The 18,741-nt window shown below is 28.8% G+C and carries 18 protein-coding genes; 10 read left to right on the top strand and 8 right to left on the bottom strand.

What is annotated here, in order from left to right:
• Positions 1-30: 30 nt before the first annotated feature.
• The 5 genes from B5464_RS13360 to B5464_RS13340 form a co-directional block, all read right to left on the bottom strand.
• Positions 31-1,593: a S41 family peptidase gene (locus tag B5464_RS13360; RefSeq protein ID WP_079738786.1), complete on the bottom strand. Its 1,563-nt coding sequence runs from the start codon at positions 1,591-1,593 to the stop codon at positions 31-33.
• A gap of 78 nt (positions 1,594-1,671) precedes the next feature.
• Entirely contained in the window at positions 1,672-2,214 is a 543-nt protein-coding gene (locus B5464_RS13355) for a DUF4252 domain-containing protein (protein ID WP_079738785.1), read from the bottom strand.
• A gap of 60 nt (positions 2,215-2,274) precedes the next feature.
• On the bottom strand, positions 2,275-2,781 hold the full coding sequence (locus B5464_RS13350) for a DUF4252 domain-containing protein (RefSeq protein WP_077809221.1): 507 nt from the start codon (positions 2,779-2,781) through the stop codon (positions 2,275-2,277).
• Positions 2,782-2,821: 40 nt separating this feature from the next.
• Complete coding sequence (locus B5464_RS13345) at positions 2,822-3,256, bottom strand: hypothetical protein (protein ID WP_079738784.1); 435 nt, start codon at positions 3,254-3,256, stop codon at positions 2,822-2,824.
• Positions 3,243-3,752 carry an RNA polymerase sigma factor gene (locus tag B5464_RS13340; protein WP_077809219.1) on the bottom strand — a complete coding sequence of 170 codons (510 nt, stop codon included), beginning with the start codon at positions 3,750-3,752 and terminating at the stop codon, positions 3,243-3,245. Before B5464_RS13340 ends, B5464_RS13345 begins: the two co-directional genes overlap by 14 nt.
• Before the next feature lie 166 nt (positions 3,753-3,918).
• On the opposite strand from B5464_RS13340, the gene B5464_RS13335 reads away from it, so the two are divergent.
• Positions 3,919-5,376, top strand: a complete 1,458-nt coding sequence (locus B5464_RS13335) for a S41 family peptidase (RefSeq protein ID WP_079738783.1) — start codon at positions 3,919-3,921, stop codon at positions 5,374-5,376.
• A gap of 1 nt (position 5,377) precedes the next feature.
• Positions 5,378-6,856 carry a S41 family peptidase gene (locus tag B5464_RS13330; RefSeq protein ID WP_079738782.1) on the top strand — a complete coding sequence of 493 codons (1,479 nt, stop codon included), beginning with the start codon at positions 5,378-5,380 and terminating at the stop codon, positions 6,854-6,856.
• Between the two features lie 40 nt (positions 6,857-6,896).
• Here the strand turns inward: B5464_RS13330 and B5464_RS13325 are convergent, their stop codons facing one another.
• A complete protein-coding gene (locus B5464_RS13325) occupies positions 6,897-7,865 on the bottom strand; it encodes a patatin family protein (protein WP_079738781.1) in 969 nt (322 codons plus the stop codon).
• A 45-nt stretch (positions 7,866-7,910) separates the two neighbouring features.
• Here B5464_RS13325 and B5464_RS13320 point away from each other — a divergent pair, with 45 nt between their 5' ends.
• From B5464_RS13320 to pepT, 3 genes are read left to right on the top strand one after another with little or no spacing between them, the layout of a single operon-like run.
• On the top strand, positions 7,911-8,951 hold the full coding sequence (locus B5464_RS13320; RefSeq protein WP_079738780.1) for an oxidoreductase: 1,041 nt from the start codon (positions 7,911-7,913) through the stop codon (positions 8,949-8,951).
• On the top strand, positions 8,941-9,513 hold the full coding sequence (locus tag B5464_RS13315) for a hypothetical protein (protein WP_079738779.1): 573 nt from the start codon (positions 8,941-8,943) through the stop codon (positions 9,511-9,513). The genes B5464_RS13320 and B5464_RS13315 overlap by 11 nt, the downstream gene beginning before the upstream one ends.
• Entirely contained in the window at positions 9,514-10,755 is a 1,242-nt protein-coding gene (pepT, locus tag B5464_RS13310; protein ID WP_079738778.1) for a peptidase T, read from the top strand.
• Positions 10,756-10,895: 140 nt separating this feature from the next.
• Here pepT and B5464_RS13305 read toward each other — a convergent pair whose 3' ends face one another.
• Positions 10,896-11,435, bottom strand: a complete 540-nt coding sequence (locus B5464_RS13305) for a 1-acyl-sn-glycerol-3-phosphate acyltransferase (protein WP_079738777.1) — start codon at positions 11,433-11,435, stop codon at positions 10,896-10,898.
• 93 nt (positions 11,436-11,528) lie between these two features.
• Between B5464_RS13305 and rmuC the strand changes: the two genes are divergently transcribed.
• From rmuC to B5464_RS13290, 3 genes are all read left to right on the top strand, one after another.
• Positions 11,529-12,869 (top strand): DNA recombination protein RmuC, encoded by a 1,341-nt coding sequence (gene rmuC, locus B5464_RS13300; protein WP_079738776.1) that lies wholly within the window; start codon positions 11,529-11,531, stop codon positions 12,867-12,869.
• Between the two features lie 96 nt (positions 12,870-12,965).
• Complete coding sequence (locus B5464_RS13295) at positions 12,966-13,205, top strand: hypothetical protein (RefSeq protein WP_079738775.1); 240 nt, start codon at positions 12,966-12,968, stop codon at positions 13,203-13,205.
• 112 nt (positions 13,206-13,317) lie between these two features.
• A complete protein-coding gene (locus B5464_RS13290; protein ID WP_079738774.1) occupies positions 13,318-13,503 on the top strand; it encodes a CsbD family protein in 186 nt (61 codons plus the stop codon).
• A gap of 79 nt (positions 13,504-13,582) precedes the next feature.
• Here the strand turns inward: B5464_RS13290 and glyA are convergent, their stop codons facing one another.
• The gene (gene glyA, locus B5464_RS13285) at positions 13,583-14,857 is read right to left on the bottom strand and encodes a serine hydroxymethyltransferase (protein ID WP_079738773.1); all 1,275 of its coding nucleotides are present in this window, start codon (positions 14,855-14,857) and stop codon (positions 13,583-13,585) included.
• A 198-nt stretch (positions 14,858-15,055) separates the two neighbouring features.
• Here glyA and fahA point away from each other — a divergent pair, with 198 nt between their 5' ends.
• The gene (fahA, locus tag B5464_RS13280) at positions 15,056-16,333 is read left to right on the top strand and encodes a fumarylacetoacetase (RefSeq protein ID WP_079738772.1); all 1,278 of its coding nucleotides are present in this window, start codon (positions 15,056-15,058) and stop codon (positions 16,331-16,333) included.
• 131 nt (positions 16,334-16,464) lie between these two features.
• Positions 16,465-18,729 (top strand): FUSC family membrane protein, encoded by a 2,265-nt coding sequence (locus B5464_RS13275; RefSeq protein ID WP_079738771.1) that lies wholly within the window; start codon positions 16,465-16,467, stop codon positions 18,727-18,729.
• Positions 18,730-18,741 lie beyond the last annotated feature (12 nt).

The following is an 18,741-nucleotide window of genomic DNA, read 5'->3' as shown; positions in this document are numbered from 1 at the left end:
ACTAAATTTCATTGTTGATTATTTTACTAATTATTTTTCGATCTCATTTAAAATCCAATCCAATTCTGGATCTGTTTTATTTAATCTATTTTTTATTGTTGGTATAATTTCTACATCTGGTTTAACACCATAACCATCAGGGTTTTCTTTGTAAGGAGTTGCAATATGTAAAACTCCGTATCTGACTGCTACTTTGGTATTAGATAATCTATGCTGCCTCATAAAACCAGCAACAGTGCCGTTATAAGAACCACCTGTTTCTTCACCCACAAAAAACGCTCGTTTGCTACCATGCAAATATGTTGCTAATAATGCTGCAGCAGAATATGAATATCCATTAATTAAAACATATATTTTACCTTTAAAATTCAAAGGATTAGGTTTCTCTTTTTTTGTACCATAATTAAAATATAATTGACCGTTTTCTTTTTCGACACTAAACATTCTATGCATAGCAATAAAAGGTGAAACTGCACCAAAAATTACTTTAGTAAATCCAGATGTGCTGTTACTATAAATTACTTTTAATAACGGCATTCTAGTTTTTACTTCACTTCGCGTATAAAACTGGAATTCTTTATCTGTTAAATAAGAATATAAATTTTTAATTTCTTTTGCTTTACCACCTCCATTAAAACGTAAATCTAAAATTAAATTTTGTGTTTTATTCTTAGCTATTTTTGCAAAGGATTGCTCATAAAACTTTTTGAAATTTCCTTTTGTGAAACTTCTAATTTTCATGTATGCAATTGTACTATCTTTTCCGATAAATTCTAAATTTCTATTATAAGTTTTGTCTCGATAATTATAGCCATGAATTTTATTATACTTTCGTTTTTCTTTCCATGAAATTTTATTTTTTTCTTTTGTATTAGGTTTAATTTTTAGTGAATCTTTTTGCTTATCGTTGCTATTCGTTTTTTTTCTTAGAACTCTTTTAAAAGTTCTATTAAATAAAGAATCTTTTAAACTTAAAATTAATTGAATACTATCTTGTCTACCATTATTTTTTAAATATAATTCTTTAAAGTGTTTACCAATTACTTTATCGTAAAATGTGGTATTGAAGCCATCTGAAGAAAAGGTTTTTCTATAATTTACATAAATATCAGAAATGTCCTCATCATTTATTTTAAGAACTTTTGCTCCTATTAGTAAACTATCAGATTCTGCCCCGTCACTTATAAATAATTTAGAATTTAATGTTTCAAACTTTAACTCATTAAACTCGTTTTTCATTTTTAAATCAAGTTTTCTCTCCTTTTTGGTTCTTATTTTTGCAGGCGGACTAATAGCAGTATGTCCGTGCCCCATTTGAGAAATAACTACCACTACTTTTTTATAGAAATCCCTACTATTTAAAGGTTTATTCTGTGATTTTTTTAAACTATCAAACTTATAATCTAAAACTTCTTTAGTTCTATACTGATATAATCTTGGATGGTATTTTTTAAGTTCAGAATACAATTCATCAATATCCTTTCTTAAATCTTTTACCGAATGTAGTTTAGAAATTTGTTCGTTGTGTTTTTTAATACTCACGCAGGAAGTTAGTAGCATTAAAAATGCTACATATAGTAATCTTAATTTCATTAGAATTTTTTCTAAAAATAACTAAAAAAACCTCAACTTCTTTCGAAATTGAGGTTTTTTGTAAGTTTAAAATGCTAACTATTTGTTGAACATCTTAGAAAACTGTTTTAAAGAAGTACTGTCTCCGTCTACATTTACGCTATTTAGCATATCGATTATCTTAGAAGGATTCATATTTTCTCCTAATAATCTTGCGACTCCTACTCCGGCTTCTTTACCGTATCCAAAAGCGATAACTTCGTCTATGGAATTTGTATCACCAGAATAGTAGACTTTTACATTCATTCCTTTTGTCTTCATAGACATCAGGTTCTTATAAGTATCGTTGTTGGTAAATATCTTTTTTAATTTTCCTTTTTCAGTTTCGTAAGCAACAGAATTATCTGCAGTTTTAGGTAAAAAAGCTACATTAATTTTCTTGATACTTTTCATGGTTTCTTTTACATCATCAGAAACATCTGAATTTGCAGTTAGTAAAGAACTTACTGGTAAATCGCCCGTATAAAAATCTTCTTTACCGCTTGTGTCTACTAAATAACTTTGTAATGATTTATCGTTTTTACATGAGCTTGCAAAAACTAGTACAAAAAGTAAAGAAAGTATGGTTGTTAATTTTTTCATTGATTAAGTTTTAAAAAGTACAATCTAATTTTAAAAAAACTAGATTGTACATGTTTTATATTATTTGTTTGCAAAAGTATCTGCTAGATCAGACATTTTATTAATATCTATGTTACCTGTTAAAGAGACAATAACTGCTTCAGACATGCCATTTGTCTTTTTATCGATACCTTTAATAAACATTAAAACTTCATTAACAAAGTCTTTGTTTTTAGATGCTTTTACATAAATCTTAACTCTAGAATCGTCTTCTTTGATTCTCATTAACTGTGTTAAGTTTTGTTTTTTAATAGACGCATTTACCATGCTTTCCATTTTGTTTGCAATGGCCTTGTCTTCTGTAGAAAACATTTTGAATTCTTTTAATTCTTGTATCATTTGAAACACTTTCATCTCATCGCTATCTTTAAATTTTTCTGAATTAAATTTCGATAAAATTTCAAATGCATCTTTGGTAACAACTACCATATCTACTTCTTTTATATCTTCTAAAGAATCATATAAAGACTGCGCATTGCTTAACAAAGGTGTTACTATAAATGCGATTAATAATAATATTTTTTTCATCTTTTCTTGTTTTACTTGGTTTTACTAATATTTACTTGGTTTATCTTAAAATCTTTTTTACTGAGTTATCATAAGTATGTAAAGTTGCAACTGCTTGTTCTCCTTTTTTTAAGTTTTTAGACAATAATTTTAATCCTTTACTTACTTCTGCATAAATTTTTTCTGCTTCTTTTCTTTCTTGGTATTCGCTGTATTGTTGTTTACCAACAAATACACTAAATAATAAGACTACAGATGCTGCTACAGACAACCATTTAAAGTTTTTCTTTTTAGATTTTTTAGTTTCTAACTTAATGGTTTTTGTATACGTTTCATCTTTCGATACAGAAAAGTAGGTAAACATATAAGCATACTCTTGCAAATGTTGTGGTACATCACCTTCTTTAAAATAGTTTCTTAAGGTTGCCTCTTCTTGCAAAGTAGTTTCTGCGTTTTCGTACTTTTCTATTAATTTTTCTATGTTAGCTAACTCCATAGTTGTGTTTTTTAATTAATTGTTCTCTAATAGTTTTTCTTGCTCTAGATAATGCCACTCTTACTGCGGTTGGCTTCATATCTACCATTTTACATATTTCATCAAAATCATATTGTTCAATATCTCTTAACTGAATAATAATCTTTTGCTGTTCTGGCAACTTTTCTATCAATTGGTGCACTTGGTTTACACTGTCTTGATGTTCTAGTTTTTTATCTAAAGACGTTTCTTTCTCTTTATAATTACTGTGTACTAATGTTAAATTACTTGCTTGCTTAGATTTTAGTCTATCATAACAATAATTTTTTGTCATTGTCATTGCAAATGCTTCTACATTTTTATAACCAGCTATTTTATCTTTACTACGCCACAACTTAAAAATAAGCTCTTGTGTAGCATCCTCTGCTTCTTCTGTAGACACCAATAATCTTTTGGCTAATCTAAAGACCTTATCCTTAAAAGGTAAAACAACTTTTAAAAAGTCTGATTGGTTCATTTTTGTTTGGTTGATTAATGGTAAACCTGTTAATTAAACTTATTTTATTATCGGGTTTACATCATTACGACGAGTAACAATATATTTTGTTACACAAGAATTTAAAAATAATACTATTTCTATTTATATTGCGTTAGATTATTAAAACAATTCTTATTTTTTATAAATGAAAAACCTCTTAAAACTCTTTTATTTAGGCTCAATTACACTATTACTTATCAATTGTTCTAAAGAGTACCAAATACCCAATAATTTAGTTGTGCACGATTTTGTTTGGAAAGGTTTAAACGCATATTATTTGCATCAAGATGAAATTGCTGATTTATCTGACAGACGTTTTAACTCAGACCAACAACTAAATGCTTATTTAACTGGTTTTGCAGATTATAATACACTTTTTTCTAGTTTATTATTAAGTACTGATGAAAAGTCTATGCTTATTGAAGATTATACAAATTTAGATTTAGATATACCAAGGTCTGCTTTTGTAAACGGAATGGAATTTGGCATTATCGCGCAACCTAACACTACTACAAATACTGTTATTGGTTATGTAACACATATTTTACCTAATTCGAATGCAGCTTCAAAAGATTTACAAAGAGGTGAGTTTTTTAACGCTGTAAATAACATCTTATTAACAGAAGATAATTACTTTGATTTATTAATAAGTGGTGATACATCTTATACTTTAAATATGGTAGATTTTGACGGAACAACTGTTACACCAAACGCAAAAACGGTTGTTTTAGATAAAGAAAATTACGATTACGAAACTACATTTTTAGAAAAAACCTTTAATATAGGTTCAGACAATATTGGTTATTTAATGTACAATAACAATTTATCTAAATCGTCAATTAACAATTTAAACAACACTTTCTTAAATTTTAAAAATCAAAATATTAACGAATTGGTTTTAGATTTAAGATACAATATTACTGGTGGTAGTTTCGCTAAAAATATTACCAATTTGGCAACTATGATTACCGGGCAATTTACAGATGAAGTTTTTATAAAAGAAGAATGGAACTCGAAAGCACAACCTTGGTTTTTAGAAAATCAACCAGATTCATTATTAACTAAATTTCCTGCTAAACTTAATTCTTCAACAGATTTTAATAGTTTAAACCTAACAGAAGTTTACATAATTTTAAATGGTGATTCTTTTAGCGCTTCTTCTGCAATAGAACTATTAATAAATAGCCTAAAACCTTATATAAACGTAAATATTGTAGGTACAGCTACTAATGGAAACAATACAGGTTCTATAACTTTATATAATTCTCAAGACTACGATATCGAACTAAAAAACGATACACATACAGTAGCTTTACAACCTGTTGTGTTAAGTTTTTACAATAAAGACGACCAAACCTATAACGAGGGTTTTACACCAACAATTGCAACTTGTCCAAATGAAGATATTTTAAATCTAGGTTTTGTTGGCGAAAGGTCAGAACCTATTTTAGATAAAGTATTAGAATATATCTCAACAGGAAATCTTGGTACAAATGTTGTGTGTAATCCTAATAATTTTACACATTTATTTAATTCAATTGATATCCAAAGAGAATTTGATAATGGCGTATTTATAAAACAAGATTTACCTAATACAAATTAAAATGAAAAAATATTTAAGCACACTATTACTTTTTACATTATTAATAAATATTTCTTGTAGTAAAGAAGATACAGGTATTAATGAAGATTTTGAAGTTTCAACATCAGATGAAATTAATCATTTTATATACAAAGGGTTAAACCTATATTATTTATGGCAAAAAGATGTTCCAGATTTAGCCGATAATAGATTTAATAACTTAGAAGAGTTATATACTTATTTTAGAAAATATGATACTCCAGAAGCTACTTTTAATAGTTTATTAAGTCAACCCGGAGTTGTAGATCGTTTTTCTTGGATTGTTGATGATTATGTAGCTTTAGAAAATTCTTTTCAGGGTATTAATTTAAGTACGGGTATGGAGTTTGGACTTGTACGATATACAAATAGCAGCACAAATATTTTCGGCTATATTAGATATGTAATTCCTAATTCTAGTGCTTCTAGTTCTGGACTAACTAGAGGTATGTATTTTAATTCAATTAATGGTATACAATTAACTGATAGTAATTTTAGAGAACTACTATTTAGTAATGATACATCTTTCTCTTTAGGTTTAGCAGATTATAATAACGGAAACCCGATAAACAATAACAACACAATAATTTTAGACAAAACAGAAGTTCAAGAAAATCCAATTGCAGTTTCTAAAGTGATTACAGATGGAACTCAAAAAATTGGTTATTTAATGTACAATCAATTTGCAAGTTCGTACGACCAAGATTTAAATGCTGCTTTTAGTAATTTTAAAGCAGAAGCAGTAAACGATTTAATTATCGATTTAAGATATAATGGTGGTGGTTCTACAAGTACTGCTGGATATTTAGGAAGTATGGTAACTGGTCAATTTACAGGAGAAGTTTATTCTAAAGAGGTTTGGAATGATAAAGTTTTAGATGCTTTTTCACCTGATAATTTTATTAATAATTTTCCAACAAGAATTACCAAAACAGATGCTAATGATAATATTGTTGTTGATGAAGCTATAAACAGTTTAAACTTATCTAGAGTTTATTTTATAGTTTCTGGTAGTTCTGCATCTGCATCAGAATTAGTTATAAATGCTTTAGATGCATACATCGATGTTAAAATTGTTGGTACAACAACTGTAGGTAAACAAGTAGGTTCTATTACTTTGTACGATTCTGATAATTTATTTAGAAGTGGAGACAATTTAAATACAGAGCATACATATGCAATGCAGCCATTAGTTTTAGAAATTACAAATAAAGATGGTAAAAACTACCCGAACGGAATTGTACCTGGAACAAATTTTACAGGTATTAATTTAGGTGAAGATATTGGTAACTTAGGTGTTTTAGGTGAAAGATCAGATCCATTATTAGATAGAACTCTAGAATATATTTCTACTGGCGCAAAATCATCAGCAAAAACAAAAGACTTTATTAAAACAGAAGAAATATTTAATTCTAAATTGGCTACACCGGCAAAGAATAATATGTATTCCGAATTAAAATAACAAATTAAAAAATCCAGCTTAATTGCTGGATTTTTTTTTACTAGATATTTAAATTTTCAGCCTCTTCTGCAGAATCTTCCATTTCTTGATCGGTAAGAATATCTGGTCTAAATTCGCTCATCTTCTCTTCTTCTTTAGATTTAGCATAATTAAATCCAGATTTCCACCATTTTTTCATTAGTTTTTTATCAAAAACCAAAGAGTTGGTGGTTAAAACTGTTGGTGTATAATATAAGTTTAGTTTGATATCTTTATTTGACGCCGCTAATTTACCAATAGTAATATTATGCCTTTCTACATGTACCAACATAAAATCCATTACATCAAATAATAAAGAAAACGGATTCTTTGCAGGCAACCTATTAATTTGAGTAACTTCTGTTTCTAAAATAATTGCATCAATTTCTGTAGCTCCTCTTAAAATAGCTTCTCTAATTGGTATTAAAGAACCAAAACCACCATCGGCATATTGACAGTGATCTTTTTCTAATAAACTCATAAACGGAACATAGTTGCAAGACCCCCAAATCCAATCACAAAAATCTTCATAACTACAATCGTTAATCGATTTATACTCAATTTGATTTGCCGTTAAATTAGAAACAGTAACAACAACTTCTTTATTTGCCGCTCTAATTTTAACATACATTTCTTTGGTAACATTTTTTTTAATTAGAGATCTTAAATTTTTACTTTCTCCAAAAGTTTTTCTACCATTTAAAAAATTCCAAAATGTATTTAAGTGGTTAATGCTTATCACTTTTTCACCAGCAACTTTTCTAATTTTAAAAGGATTGTTACTAAAAATAGTTTCTTGATTAACATTGGTATACAACTCTTTAAGTTCATCTAACATATCCATAGCCAAATGAGATACCATTAAACTTCCTGTAGAGGTTCCTAAAAACAAATCGTATTTTTTGTTTTCATGTTTCATTAAGTACTGCGCAACACCTCCTGCAAATGCTCCTTTACTTCCTCCGCCAGAAATTACCAATGCTTTTTTCATTATCAATTATGATTTGATTACTTTAGTCGTATAAAAATATCAAAAATGAGAAGAATATTCGGTATTATTTTAATTTTCCTTTTTTTAATCTCTTGTAAACAAGAATATCAGCCAAGAAATATTAGTACAATTTCTATTGAAGCATATAACATTGATACTACTAGCATAAGAGCAATTCAAGTAATAGATTCGACAACAGTTGTTTATGCTGGCTCTAACGGAACTATAGGAACAACTGTAGATAACGGTAAAACTTGGTCTATTTTAAATATAAAATATAAAGACTCTATAATTCCTAATTTTAGAAGTTTAGCATTTAATGGCTCAGATTACTTTGCATTATCTATTGCAAATCCTGCATTGCTTTATAAAATTTCTGATATGGAAGCTACTTTACAATATACAGAAGAAGATGCCAAAGTTTTTTATGATGCAATTGCATTTTTTGATGATAATAAGCATGGTATTGCCGTTGGTGATCCTACAGAGAACTGTGCTTCTATTTTAGTTACTGATGATGGTGGAGAAAACTGGCATAAAATTCCGTGCGAAAATTTACCTGAAATAGCCGAAGGTGAAGCTTTTTTTGCTGCAAGTAACACCAATATTAAAACAATTGGCAGTACCGTTTATATTGCCTCGGGTGGTAAAAAATCTAGAATTTTAAAGTCTAATAACTTCGGAAAAACATGGCAACTATTTGAAACCCCAATAATACAAGGTAATGGACCACAGGGAATATATTCTATCGATTTTTATAATAAAAATAACGGAATTGCAATTGGTGGCGATTACTCGAAACCATTAGAAAATAAGGCTAATAAAGCAATTACTGCAGATGGTGGTAAAACTTGGACTTTAATTGCAGATGCAGAAAATCCTAATTATAAAAGTTGCGTACAGTTTGTACCTAACACCAACGGAAAAGAAGTTTTTGCTGTAGGTAAAACTGGTATTTCTTACTCTAAAGATGGTGGATTAACATGGAACAAAGTTTCTAATGATAGTTATTATACCATTCAATTTATAAATAAAAATACTGCTTGGTTAGGTGGTGCAAATAAAATAGGAAAACTTGAATTGTAAATTTCTTTTTAAATACGCCCTTATTTTAGGAGCTTTACTCCTACTTTTTAATTGCAATAAGTCATCAGACCTAAAACAAAACCTTAGTTGTAATGAGATTTATTTTAAGAATTTAAAAGAAATTTCAGATGCTAAAAACAGCTTTAAAATAAGTTTGCCTAATAATTGGAAAACAAGCAATTTTACAGACAATTATCAATCTTCTATTTATACAGCAGATACAACAAAGCAACTTACCAAAAGTTTGCTTTTAGACGTAAACTTCATCAATAACGCTATAGAAATAGATGATATCTTTAAGCTAAAAATAGAACACGAAAACTTAACTAATAAACTAATTCAAAAAGAACAGAAAGAAATAACTTTTTTAAATAGAAAAAGTTATTATGTTGTTTCTATTGGTAAAAAACAGAATTTTAAATACAAATCTTTACAAGTATTTGTACCTTTAAATAAAAGTAGTTCTTTAGCTATAAAAGCAGAAGTTTATGGCGATTCTTTAGTGCAAAAAAGAATTTGTAAGGCTTTAACTTTAATAGATAAAATTAAAATTGAACAGTAAATGATTGATAAAAAACATATTACAGATAGGTTTATTAAGTATGTAACTATAGATACAGAATCAGATCCAAATAACCCAGCTTTTCCTAGTACAGAAAAACAATGGGATTTAGCAAAGATTTTAGTTGATGAATTGAAAGAAATTGGAATGCAAGATGTAGATTTAGATGAAAATTGCTACATCATGGCAACGTTGCCTAGCAATATAGACCATCGAGTACCTACAATTGGCTTTGTTGCGCATATTGATACAAGTCCGGATTTTACTGGTAAAAACGTAAAACCACAAATAGTAGAAAATTACCAAGGAAATGATATTCTATTAAACGAAGAAAAAAACATCATATTATCTCCAAATTATTTCGAAGATTTACTACAATATAAAGGGCAAACTTTAATTACTACAGACGGTACAACTTTGTTGGGTGCAGATGACAAAGCTGGTGTAACAGAAATTGTAACCGCTATGGAATATCTAATTAAACATCCAGAAATTAAGCATGGTAAAATTAGAATTTGTTTTACACCCGATGAAGAAGTTGGTAAAGGTGCACATAAATTTGATGTAAATAAATTTGATGCAGAATGGGCTTACACTATGGATGGAAGTCAAATAGGAGAATTAGAATATGAAAACTTTAATGCAGCTAGTGCAAAAGTAACTGTTACAGGTAAAATTGTTCATCCTGGTTATGCAAAAGGCAAAATGATAAACTCTCTTAAAATTGCAAATGATTTTATGGCAGCTATTCCGCAAGAAGAAGTTCCAGAAAAAACATCTAGTTACGAAGGTTTTTTTCATTTGCACGACATGCATGGTAATGTAGAAAAAACAGTTTTAGAATACATTATTAGAGATCATGACTTAGATTTATTTGAAAAAAGAAAATATTTGATGCAAAAAATAGCATTCGATTTTAATGAAAGATTGGGTCAAGAGTTAATTGAAGTTTCTATAGAAAATCAGTATTTTAATATGCGAGAAAAAATTGTACCCGTTATGCATATTGTAGATTTGGTTGAAGAAGTAATGAAAGACTTAGAAATTACACCTATAATTAAACCAATAAGAGGTGGTACAGATGGTTCTCAATTATCGTATAAAGGATTGCCATGTCCTAATATTTTTGCTGGCGGACATAATTTTCACGGAAGATATGAATATGTTCCTGTAGAATCTATGGTAAAAGCTACAGAAGTAATTATTGGTATTGCAAAAAAAGTTGTAGAAAAAAATTCATAAAAAAAAGTCTTCAGCGAACTGAAGACTTACATCATAGCATATGCTATAAAGTAAATTTTTAATAATAGAGCCCCTAATCTCTATTAAAAACGATTTACTATTACAAACTTAGTGAATTTTATTTATTAAAACTACATTCTTTAAAATAATTCAGGGTTTTTCCCCTTAATATTCTTAAAAAAACTCTTAAAATTATCAAAATCCTTCTCTAAACTGTCTGTTGGGTAATAAGGTTCGGATATTTTAACTGTCTTATTTTCAAAATCTAACGTTGCCATAACAATAGGTACATTAGCTCCTTTTGCAATATAATAGAATCCTGTTTTCCATTTTTCTACCTTTTTTCGAGTTCCTTCTGGCGAAATTCCTAACCTAAATTCTTCTTTAGAATTAAAAAGTTTAATAACAGCATCTACCATATTATTACTTTTAGATCTATCTACAGGTGTGCCTCCTAGAATTCTAAAAAAATAACCAAACGGCCATTTAAATAGAGTACTTTTTCCTATAAAATGAACCATTATACCTTCGCTCATTCTTGTTAAAATTGCAATAGGAAAATCTACCCAACTAGTATGTGGTGCGGCAATAACAATATATTTCTTTGGCTCTTTCGGAAAACCATTTTCAATCTTCCAACCCAAAATAGTATGTAAAATAAACTTAGATATTGCTTTCAAATTGTCGTGATAAGTTAATTGTTTACAAAAACCTAAAGTAAAGGTTTTGTGTTCTTTTTATAATTGATAAATTTAAGGACTTAATTCGACATGATGACAGAAATAATCATATACTTAATAATTGCTGTAGTTTTTTTAATATTTGGCTTTTTAATTGGTAAATTAATTTCAAAAATTAATTTTGAGAAAGAAAAATCGATTTTAGAAAAAGCAAATGCCACGTTAGAAGAGAGATCTATTAGGTTATCTCAGTCTAAAGAAACTTTAGAAAATAACTTCATAGAAAATCAGCAAGAATTAAAAAATAATCAACAAGAAAAAGAAAAACTTCTTACCATAACATCAAAACAAGAATTTGAAATTGAAAATCTTCAGCTTAAATTAAAGGAAAACAAAACCGAAGTAGAAAATTTACAACAAAAGTTCACGAAAGAATTTGAAAATTTAGCGAATAAAATTTTAGATGAAAAATCGAACAAATTTACTGTTCAGAACAAAGAAAATATTCAAAATATATTAAATCCTTTACAAGAAAAAATAAAAGGATTTGAAGATAAGGTTGAAAAAACTCATAAAGAAAGTATCGATTATCATGCTGCTTTACGTCAGCAAATACTTGGTTTAAAAGAGTTAAACCTACAAATGAGTAAAGAAACCATTAATTTAACAAAAGCTCTAAAAGGCGATAATAAAGTTCAAGGAAATTGGGGTGAGCTCGTCTTAGAACGAGTTTTAGAAAAATCTGGCTTAGAAAAAGACCGAGAATACTTTGTTCAGCAAAGTTTTACAAATGACGATGGCAAAAGGGTTTTGCCCGATGTAGTTATTCATCTGCCGAACAATAAAAAAATGATTATCGACTCTAAGGTTTCTTTAGTGGCTTATGAACAATATGTAAATGAAGAAGACGAAAGTTTAAGACAAACTTTCTTAAAAGAGCATGTAAATTCTTTAAAAAGACACATTACACAATTAAGTGATAAAAAATACGAAGACATATATAAGATAGCATCTCCTGATTTTGTATTGCTTTTTATTCCGATAGAACCTGCTTTTGCAATTGCTTTAAATGAAGACACGCATCTATATAACAAAGCTTTCGATAAAAATATTGTTATTGTTACACCTTCTACCCTATTAGCTACATTACGTACCATAGATACGATGTGGAACAATGAAAAGCAACAAAGAAATGCACTCGAAATAGCAAGACAAGCGGGTGCTTTATATGATAAATTTGAGGGTCTTTTAAATGATTTAATTGGAATTGGTAAAAAAATCGATGACAGTAAAAAAGAATATTCTAATGCCATGAATAAATTGGTTGATGGTAGAGGAAACCTTATTAAAAGCGTTCAGAAATTAAAAGAAATGGGAGCTAAAGCTAAAAAATCTATTCCAGAAAACTTATTAGAACGTTCTAAAGAAAACTGATTTTATTTCTTTTGAGTCATTATTTAATCCTTATTAGTTAATACAACCGTACAATTAAAATTAATTTTGGTGTATTATAACTTAAAGAAAAATATTATGTCAAATAAAGAAAGACCAAGTGCCGAAAATGTAACAAAAGGAAACTCTGGAGATGTTCATGAAAGAGGTTTACATCCCTTAAAAGGAACTGTAAAAAAAGGCTATAAAGATACTGATAGCGATAAAAATAGATTAAAAGGAGAAGATAAAGATAAATTAAAAGATCAAGTTCATAGTGTTACTAAAGATAAAGACAAAGTTGCTGATAAAATTCAAAACTCAGAAAAAAGCAAGTAATATTTCATATGAGTTATTCTTTCGATTGATACCACTAACATTCTATATATAAAGGCTTTAAATTTGTACTATTATTAACCAGTACTAGAAATAGTACATAAAACTAAATAATATGAATACGGATACAAACGAAGGTAAGTGGAAACAAATAAAAGGTGAATTTAAAGAAGAGTTTGGTAATATTACCAACGATAAATCTACCGAAACTGATGGTAAATTTGATAAACTTGTTGGACAAATTCAAGAAAAATACGGTGAAACCCGAGAAAAAATAGAAAAAGAAGTTAAAAGCTGGTAAAAACAACTCTTAAGTATTTAGCATAAAAAAAGCATCAAGAAATTATTCTTGATGCTTTTTTTATAATTTTTATAGAAAATTACATTACAAATAGTCTTCTTGCGCTCATCATATCAGAAACACGTTCACCTATTTCATGTAAAGCCTCTTCGTTATCTGCATTATTAATCGCTTCATCAATAAAGTCTACAACAGCTTTCATATCTTCTACTTTTAAACCTCTTGTTGTAATCGCTGGCGTACCAACTCTAATACCAGAAGTTACAAAAGGAGACTTATCATCAAAAGGAACCATATTTTTATTAACCGTAATATCTGCTTTACCTAAAGCAATTTCTGCATCTTTACCAGAAATATTTTTATTACGTAAATCTATTAGCATACAATGGTTATCTGTACCACCAGAAATAATTTTATAACCTTTTGCTACAAATTCTTTTGCCATTGCTGCTGCATTTTCTTTTACTTGAATTTGATATTCTAAAAACTCATCTGTTAATGCTTCTCCAAAAGCTACTGCTTTTGCAGCAATAACGTGTTCTAACGGCCCACCTTGGTTACCAGGAAAAACTGCCGAATTTAATAATGTCGACATTTTTTTAGGTTTACCACTTTTAAGTGTTTCTCCGAAAGGATTTTCAAAATCTTTACCAATCATAATCATACCACCTCTTGGGCCACGTAATGTTTTATGAGTAGTTGTAGTAACAATATGACAATGAGGCAAAGGATCATTTAAAATTCCTTTTGCAATTAAACCTGCAGGATGAGAAATATCTGCTAATAAAAGTGCACCAACACTATCTGCAATTTCTCTAAAACGTTTAAAATCGATGTCTCTAGAATATGCAGAAGCACCAGCTATAATAAGTTTTGGTTGTTCTTTATTTGCAATATCTTGAATTTTATCATAATTTAAAATTCCTGTTTCTTCATCTACACCGTAAAATGTTGGGTTGTATAATTTACCAGAAAAATTTACAGAAGAACCATGAGTTAAATGTCCACCGTGCGATAAATCGAAACCTAAAATCGTATCACCAGGTTTTAAACAAGCTGCAAAAACGGCTGTGTTAGCCTGTGAACCAGAATGTGGCTGTACGTTGACGTACTCTGCACCAAATAATTCTTTAGCTCTATCTATTGCTATTTGCTCTACAATATCAACTATTTCACAACCTCCATAATACCTTTTACCAGGATATCCTTCAGCGTATTTATTCGTTAAAATAGAACCTTGAGCTTGCATAACTTGGTCGCTTACAAAGTTTTCTGAAGCGATTAATTCCAAACCATTTAATTGTCTTTCTTTTTCTTCCTGAATAAGGTCAAAAATTTGATTGTCTAATTGCATTGTAATTGTTTTGAATAAGTATCAAATGTAACAAAAAACAAAATCCTATTAAATAACTTTTTCGTATATTTTTAAAGAACTTATTAAGATTTATACAATTCAAAAAAAAGCATTGTTAAAAATAAGTTATTCGTTAAATTTCATTTTAAAGATGAGAAAAAATTGCATAAATTTGAACAAAATAAAGATTTTTATAAGATGATCATAACAGCAAATAATCCGAATAGAAAATCATGGTTAAAGGTAGAAGAAGATTCAGATTTTCCGATACAAAATATACCGTTTGGGGTTTTTATTACAAGAGATGATATTATTACAATAGGAAGTAGAATTGGCGATTTTGCTATTGATCTAGGCGCTTTACACCAATTAGGTTATTTTGAAGGAATACCATTAACAGATGATATTTTCTTACAAGATAATTTAAATGATTTTATTGCAGATGGTAGAAAAACTTGGCGTTTGGTTAGAAATAGAATTGCAGAAATTTTTGACGTAACAAATGGCAATTTAAGAGACAACGCAAACCATAAAGACAAAATTATCTTTAGAATGGATGAGGTTGAAATGCTTTTACCCGTTTCTGTAGGCGATTATACAGATTTTTATGCAAGTAAAGAGCACGCTACAAACGTTGGTTCTTTGTTTAGAGATCCAGAAAATGCATTATTACCAAACTGGTTACATATACCAATTGGTTACCATGGTAGAAGTTCTTCTATAATACCTTCTGGCACACCAATTAGAAGACCGTTAGGACAAACAAAACCTGCTGAAGGAAGTAAAACTCCTGGTTTTGGACCATCTAAATTATTAGATTTTGAATTAGAAATGGCATTTATTACTACGGATGCAAATGTACTTGGAGATAGAATTCCTATCGAAGAAGCAGAAGAGTATATTTTTGGTTTGGTGCAATTTAACGATTGGTCTGCAAGAGATATTCAAGCTTGGGAATATGTGCCATTAGGCCCTTTCTTAGGAAAGAATTTTGCTTCTACAATTTCACCTTGGATTGTTACTTTAGATGCATTAGAGCCTTTTAGAACAGAAAATCCGAAGCAAGTGCATGAGCCTTTACCTTATTTAAAGCAAGAAGGAAAAGGTAGTTACGATATTAATTTGCAAGTTGGTATTCAGCCAGAAAATGGTGAAGAAACAATTGTTGCAAACTCTAATTTTAAATATATGTACTGGACGATGGCACAGCAATTAGCACATCATACCGTTAATGGTTGTCCTGTAGAAGCTGGTGACATGATGGGTTCTGGTACAATTTCTGGACCAACCAAAGATAGTTTTGGTTCTATGTTAGAGTTAACTTGGCGTGGACAAAACCCAATTACTTTAAAAGACGGAACTACACGTAAGTTTATAAACGATAACGATACTGTTATCATGCGTGCACATTGTAAAAATGATACCATAAGAATTGGTTTTGGAGAATGTATTGGTAAAGTTTTACCCGCTAAATAAATAGCATTTATATTTTAGAAACAAAACCTCATTTTTAGTTAAAAAATGAGGTTTGTTTTTTTATGATCAAAATAAAAACACTTAGTTAGAAGATTTTACTATCTTATAAACTTAACAATCAACTACAAATCTTGAAAGAGAAATTAAAACATTTAGAGTTATTCTTAAAAAGTTCTGATTTTAATAGAGGCATTAGAATTGGTGTTGCAATTGCAATACCATTTGCCCTACTCTACTTTTTAGGATATTTTGAATACGCACCTGCAATTGCAGTTGGTACTTTTTTAAATTCACCAAGTGATATACCTGGAAGTATCAAAAGAAAAGTAAATGCTATTTTAATAAGTATTCTATTATCAATGGTTATTACGGCTGCAATATTGTTTGCCAAACCTTTTTTAGTGCTTTTAATTTTAGTAATTACAATTATTTCGTTTATAGTTTCTTTATTATCTGTTTATGGATTTAGAGCTTCGTTGGTTTCTTTTTCTGGTTTATTAGCAATGATTATTGCTTTTGCCATTCAGAAACAAACTACTCAAGAAATATTGGTACACCTTGGTTTAATGACTCTTGGCGGATTATGGTATTTAGTGGTTTCTTATGTTTTTCAAAAACTAGCTCCTAAAAAAGATCAAAATCAATTATTATCTGACTCTTTGTTACTAATTGGCGATTATTTAAAATTAAGAGCAAAACTTTTAACTAAAAAAACAAAAAGAGACGAGTTACTTAAAAAAACTTTTGTTCTTCAGAATCAAATTAATGAAAAACACGAAACTTTAAGAGAAGCATTACTTACGGCAAGAAAACGCTCTGGTAGATCTAGATACGAAGAAAAACAATTACTGATTTTTGTTTCATCAATAAAAATTTTCGAATTAATTGAAGCCAAGCATTTAGATTATAAAATGATTGATTCTATTTTTGGCGAACGAAAATCATTTTTAAAAGCATCTAAAAAACTAAACAAAATTATGGGAAACCATCTTATTGTTTTATCTGAATTATTAATTCAGAACGAAAAAATACCTAATAAAGATGTTTTATTAAAAGCTCTTTCAAAAACAAAAGAATCTATTAATCAATATGTAGAAAGTGTTCAACTTCCAGAAGCAAGAGAAGGTGCTTTGGTGTTGCAAAACTTATACGATTATCAAGAGCAATTATTAGAAGAAATAAGAGTAATTAGACGTGTAATGGCCAATGTACATGATGCATCTAAAATTTCTTTAAAAAGAGAAAGTTCAAATCAGTTTTTAACATTACAAGAATATCGTTTTAATGTGTTATTGCAGAATTTAAGCTTAAAATCTACCATATTTAGACACTCTGTAAGATTAACATTTGCCTTGGTTTTTGGTTATCTCTTCGGATATTTTTTAGAAATACAAAATACCTATTGGATTTTATTAACCATAATCGTAATCATGCGACCAAGTTACGGTTTAACACGTTTAAGAACCAAAGATCGAATTATAGGAACTTTAATTGGTGCTGCAATTGCTTTAAGTATTGTTTCTATAACTCAAAATATTGTAGTTTATAGCATCTTAGCTTTTTCTTCATTAATTTTTGCTGTTTCATTGTTGCAACAAAATTATAAATCTGCAGCAGCTTTGGTAACAATAAGTATTGTATTTGTATACTCTTTAATGAATCCTGATGCATATGAAGTAATTCAGTACAGGGTTTTAGATACTATTATCGGAGCTATAATTGCCATTGTAACTAATTATTTAATACTTCCTACTTGGGAAATAGATAATCAGAAACAAATTTTAGTAAATGCGCTTAAAATGAATAAAAATTATCTTCTAGCAACGCAAGAACTATATAAAAACCCAAATATCAATAAATTACATTATAATTTAGCTAGAAAAGAAGTGTTTTTAGCAATAAGTAATTTAAATGCTTCTTTTCAAAGATTAACTCAAGACCCTAAATCAAAACAAAAAGAATTTGAATTGGTGTATGAAATTGTAACCATTAACCAAACTATGGTTTCTGCAATTGCTTCTATTGGTAACTTTATAATCAATCATAAAACGACACCAGCTTCTAAAGAATTTGATATTTTAATTGATAAAATTAGCAACTCTTTACAACTAGCTTGTACCAATTTACAAGCAAAAACTAGCAATGCTAAAGTAGCAGAAGAAATTGTAGAAAAAGCAGAAAACAAACTTTTAAATGCGTATCAAAAATTATCTAATTTAAGAGATGAAAGCATTAAAAAAGGCAATACCGAAATAGACCAAAAAACATTGCATGCACTGCAAGAAGCCTATTTAATTTCTAATCATATGGTTTGGTTAAAATCACTATCAGAAAGTTTAAAAAAAGCTACAAATAAGTACAAAAAAACTATTTTAGAAAACCAATTAACTCACTAAAAAACAGTAAAA

Source organism: Polaribacter sp. KT 15 (assembly GCF_900143115.1).
In the GTDB taxonomy this organism is placed as follows: domain Bacteria; phylum Bacteroidota; class Bacteroidia; order Flavobacteriales; family Flavobacteriaceae; genus Polaribacter; species Polaribacter marinaquae.
Note: the sequence above shows the minus strand (reverse complement) of the source record. Positions and strands in the feature narration are given on the sequence as shown.

Excerpts from the sequence above, each read along its gene's own strand:
- B5464_RS13360 (WP_079738786.1), bottom strand. The coding sequence starts at position 1,593 with ATGAAATTAAGATTACTATATGTAGCATTTTTAATGCTACTAACTTCC.
- B5464_RS13355 (WP_079738785.1), bottom strand. The coding sequence starts at position 2,214 with ATGAAAAAATTAACAACCATACTTTCTTTACTTTTTGTACTAGTTTTT.
- B5464_RS13350 (WP_077809221.1), bottom strand. The coding sequence starts at position 2,781 with ATGAAAAAAATATTATTATTAATCGCATTTATAGTAACACCTTTGTTA.
- B5464_RS13345 (WP_079738784.1), bottom strand. The coding sequence starts at position 3,256 with ATGGAGTTAGCTAACATAGAAAAATTAATAGAAAAGTACGAAAACGCA.
- B5464_RS13340 (WP_077809219.1), bottom strand. The coding sequence starts at position 3,752 with ATGAACCAATCAGACTTTTTAAAAGTTGTTTTACCTTTTAAGGATAAG.
- B5464_RS13335 (WP_079738783.1), top strand. The coding sequence starts at position 3,919 with ATGAAAAACCTCTTAAAACTCTTTTATTTAGGCTCAATTACACTATTA.
- B5464_RS13330 (WP_079738782.1), top strand. The coding sequence starts at position 5,378 with ATGAAAAAATATTTAAGCACACTATTACTTTTTACATTATTAATAAAT.
- B5464_RS13325 (WP_079738781.1), bottom strand. The coding sequence starts at position 7,865 with ATGAAAAAAGCATTGGTAATTTCTGGCGGAGGAAGTAAAGGAGCATTT.
- B5464_RS13320 (WP_079738780.1), top strand. The coding sequence starts at position 7,911 with ATGAGAAGAATATTCGGTATTATTTTAATTTTCCTTTTTTTAATCTCT.
- pepT (WP_079738778.1), top strand. The coding sequence starts at position 9,514 with ATGATTGATAAAAAACATATTACAGATAGGTTTATTAAGTATGTAACT.
- rmuC (WP_079738776.1), top strand. The coding sequence starts at position 11,529 with ATGACAGAAATAATCATATACTTAATAATTGCTGTAGTTTTTTTAATA.
- B5464_RS13295 (WP_079738775.1), top strand. The coding sequence starts at position 12,966 with ATGTCAAATAAAGAAAGACCAAGTGCCGAAAATGTAACAAAAGGAAAC.
- B5464_RS13290 (WP_079738774.1), top strand. The coding sequence starts at position 13,318 with ATGAATACGGATACAAACGAAGGTAAGTGGAAACAAATAAAAGGTGAA.
- glyA (WP_079738773.1), bottom strand. The coding sequence starts at position 14,857 with ATGCAATTAGACAATCAAATTTTTGACCTTATTCAGGAAGAAAAAGAA.
- fahA (WP_079738772.1), top strand. The coding sequence starts at position 15,056 with ATGATCATAACAGCAAATAATCCGAATAGAAAATCATGGTTAAAGGTA.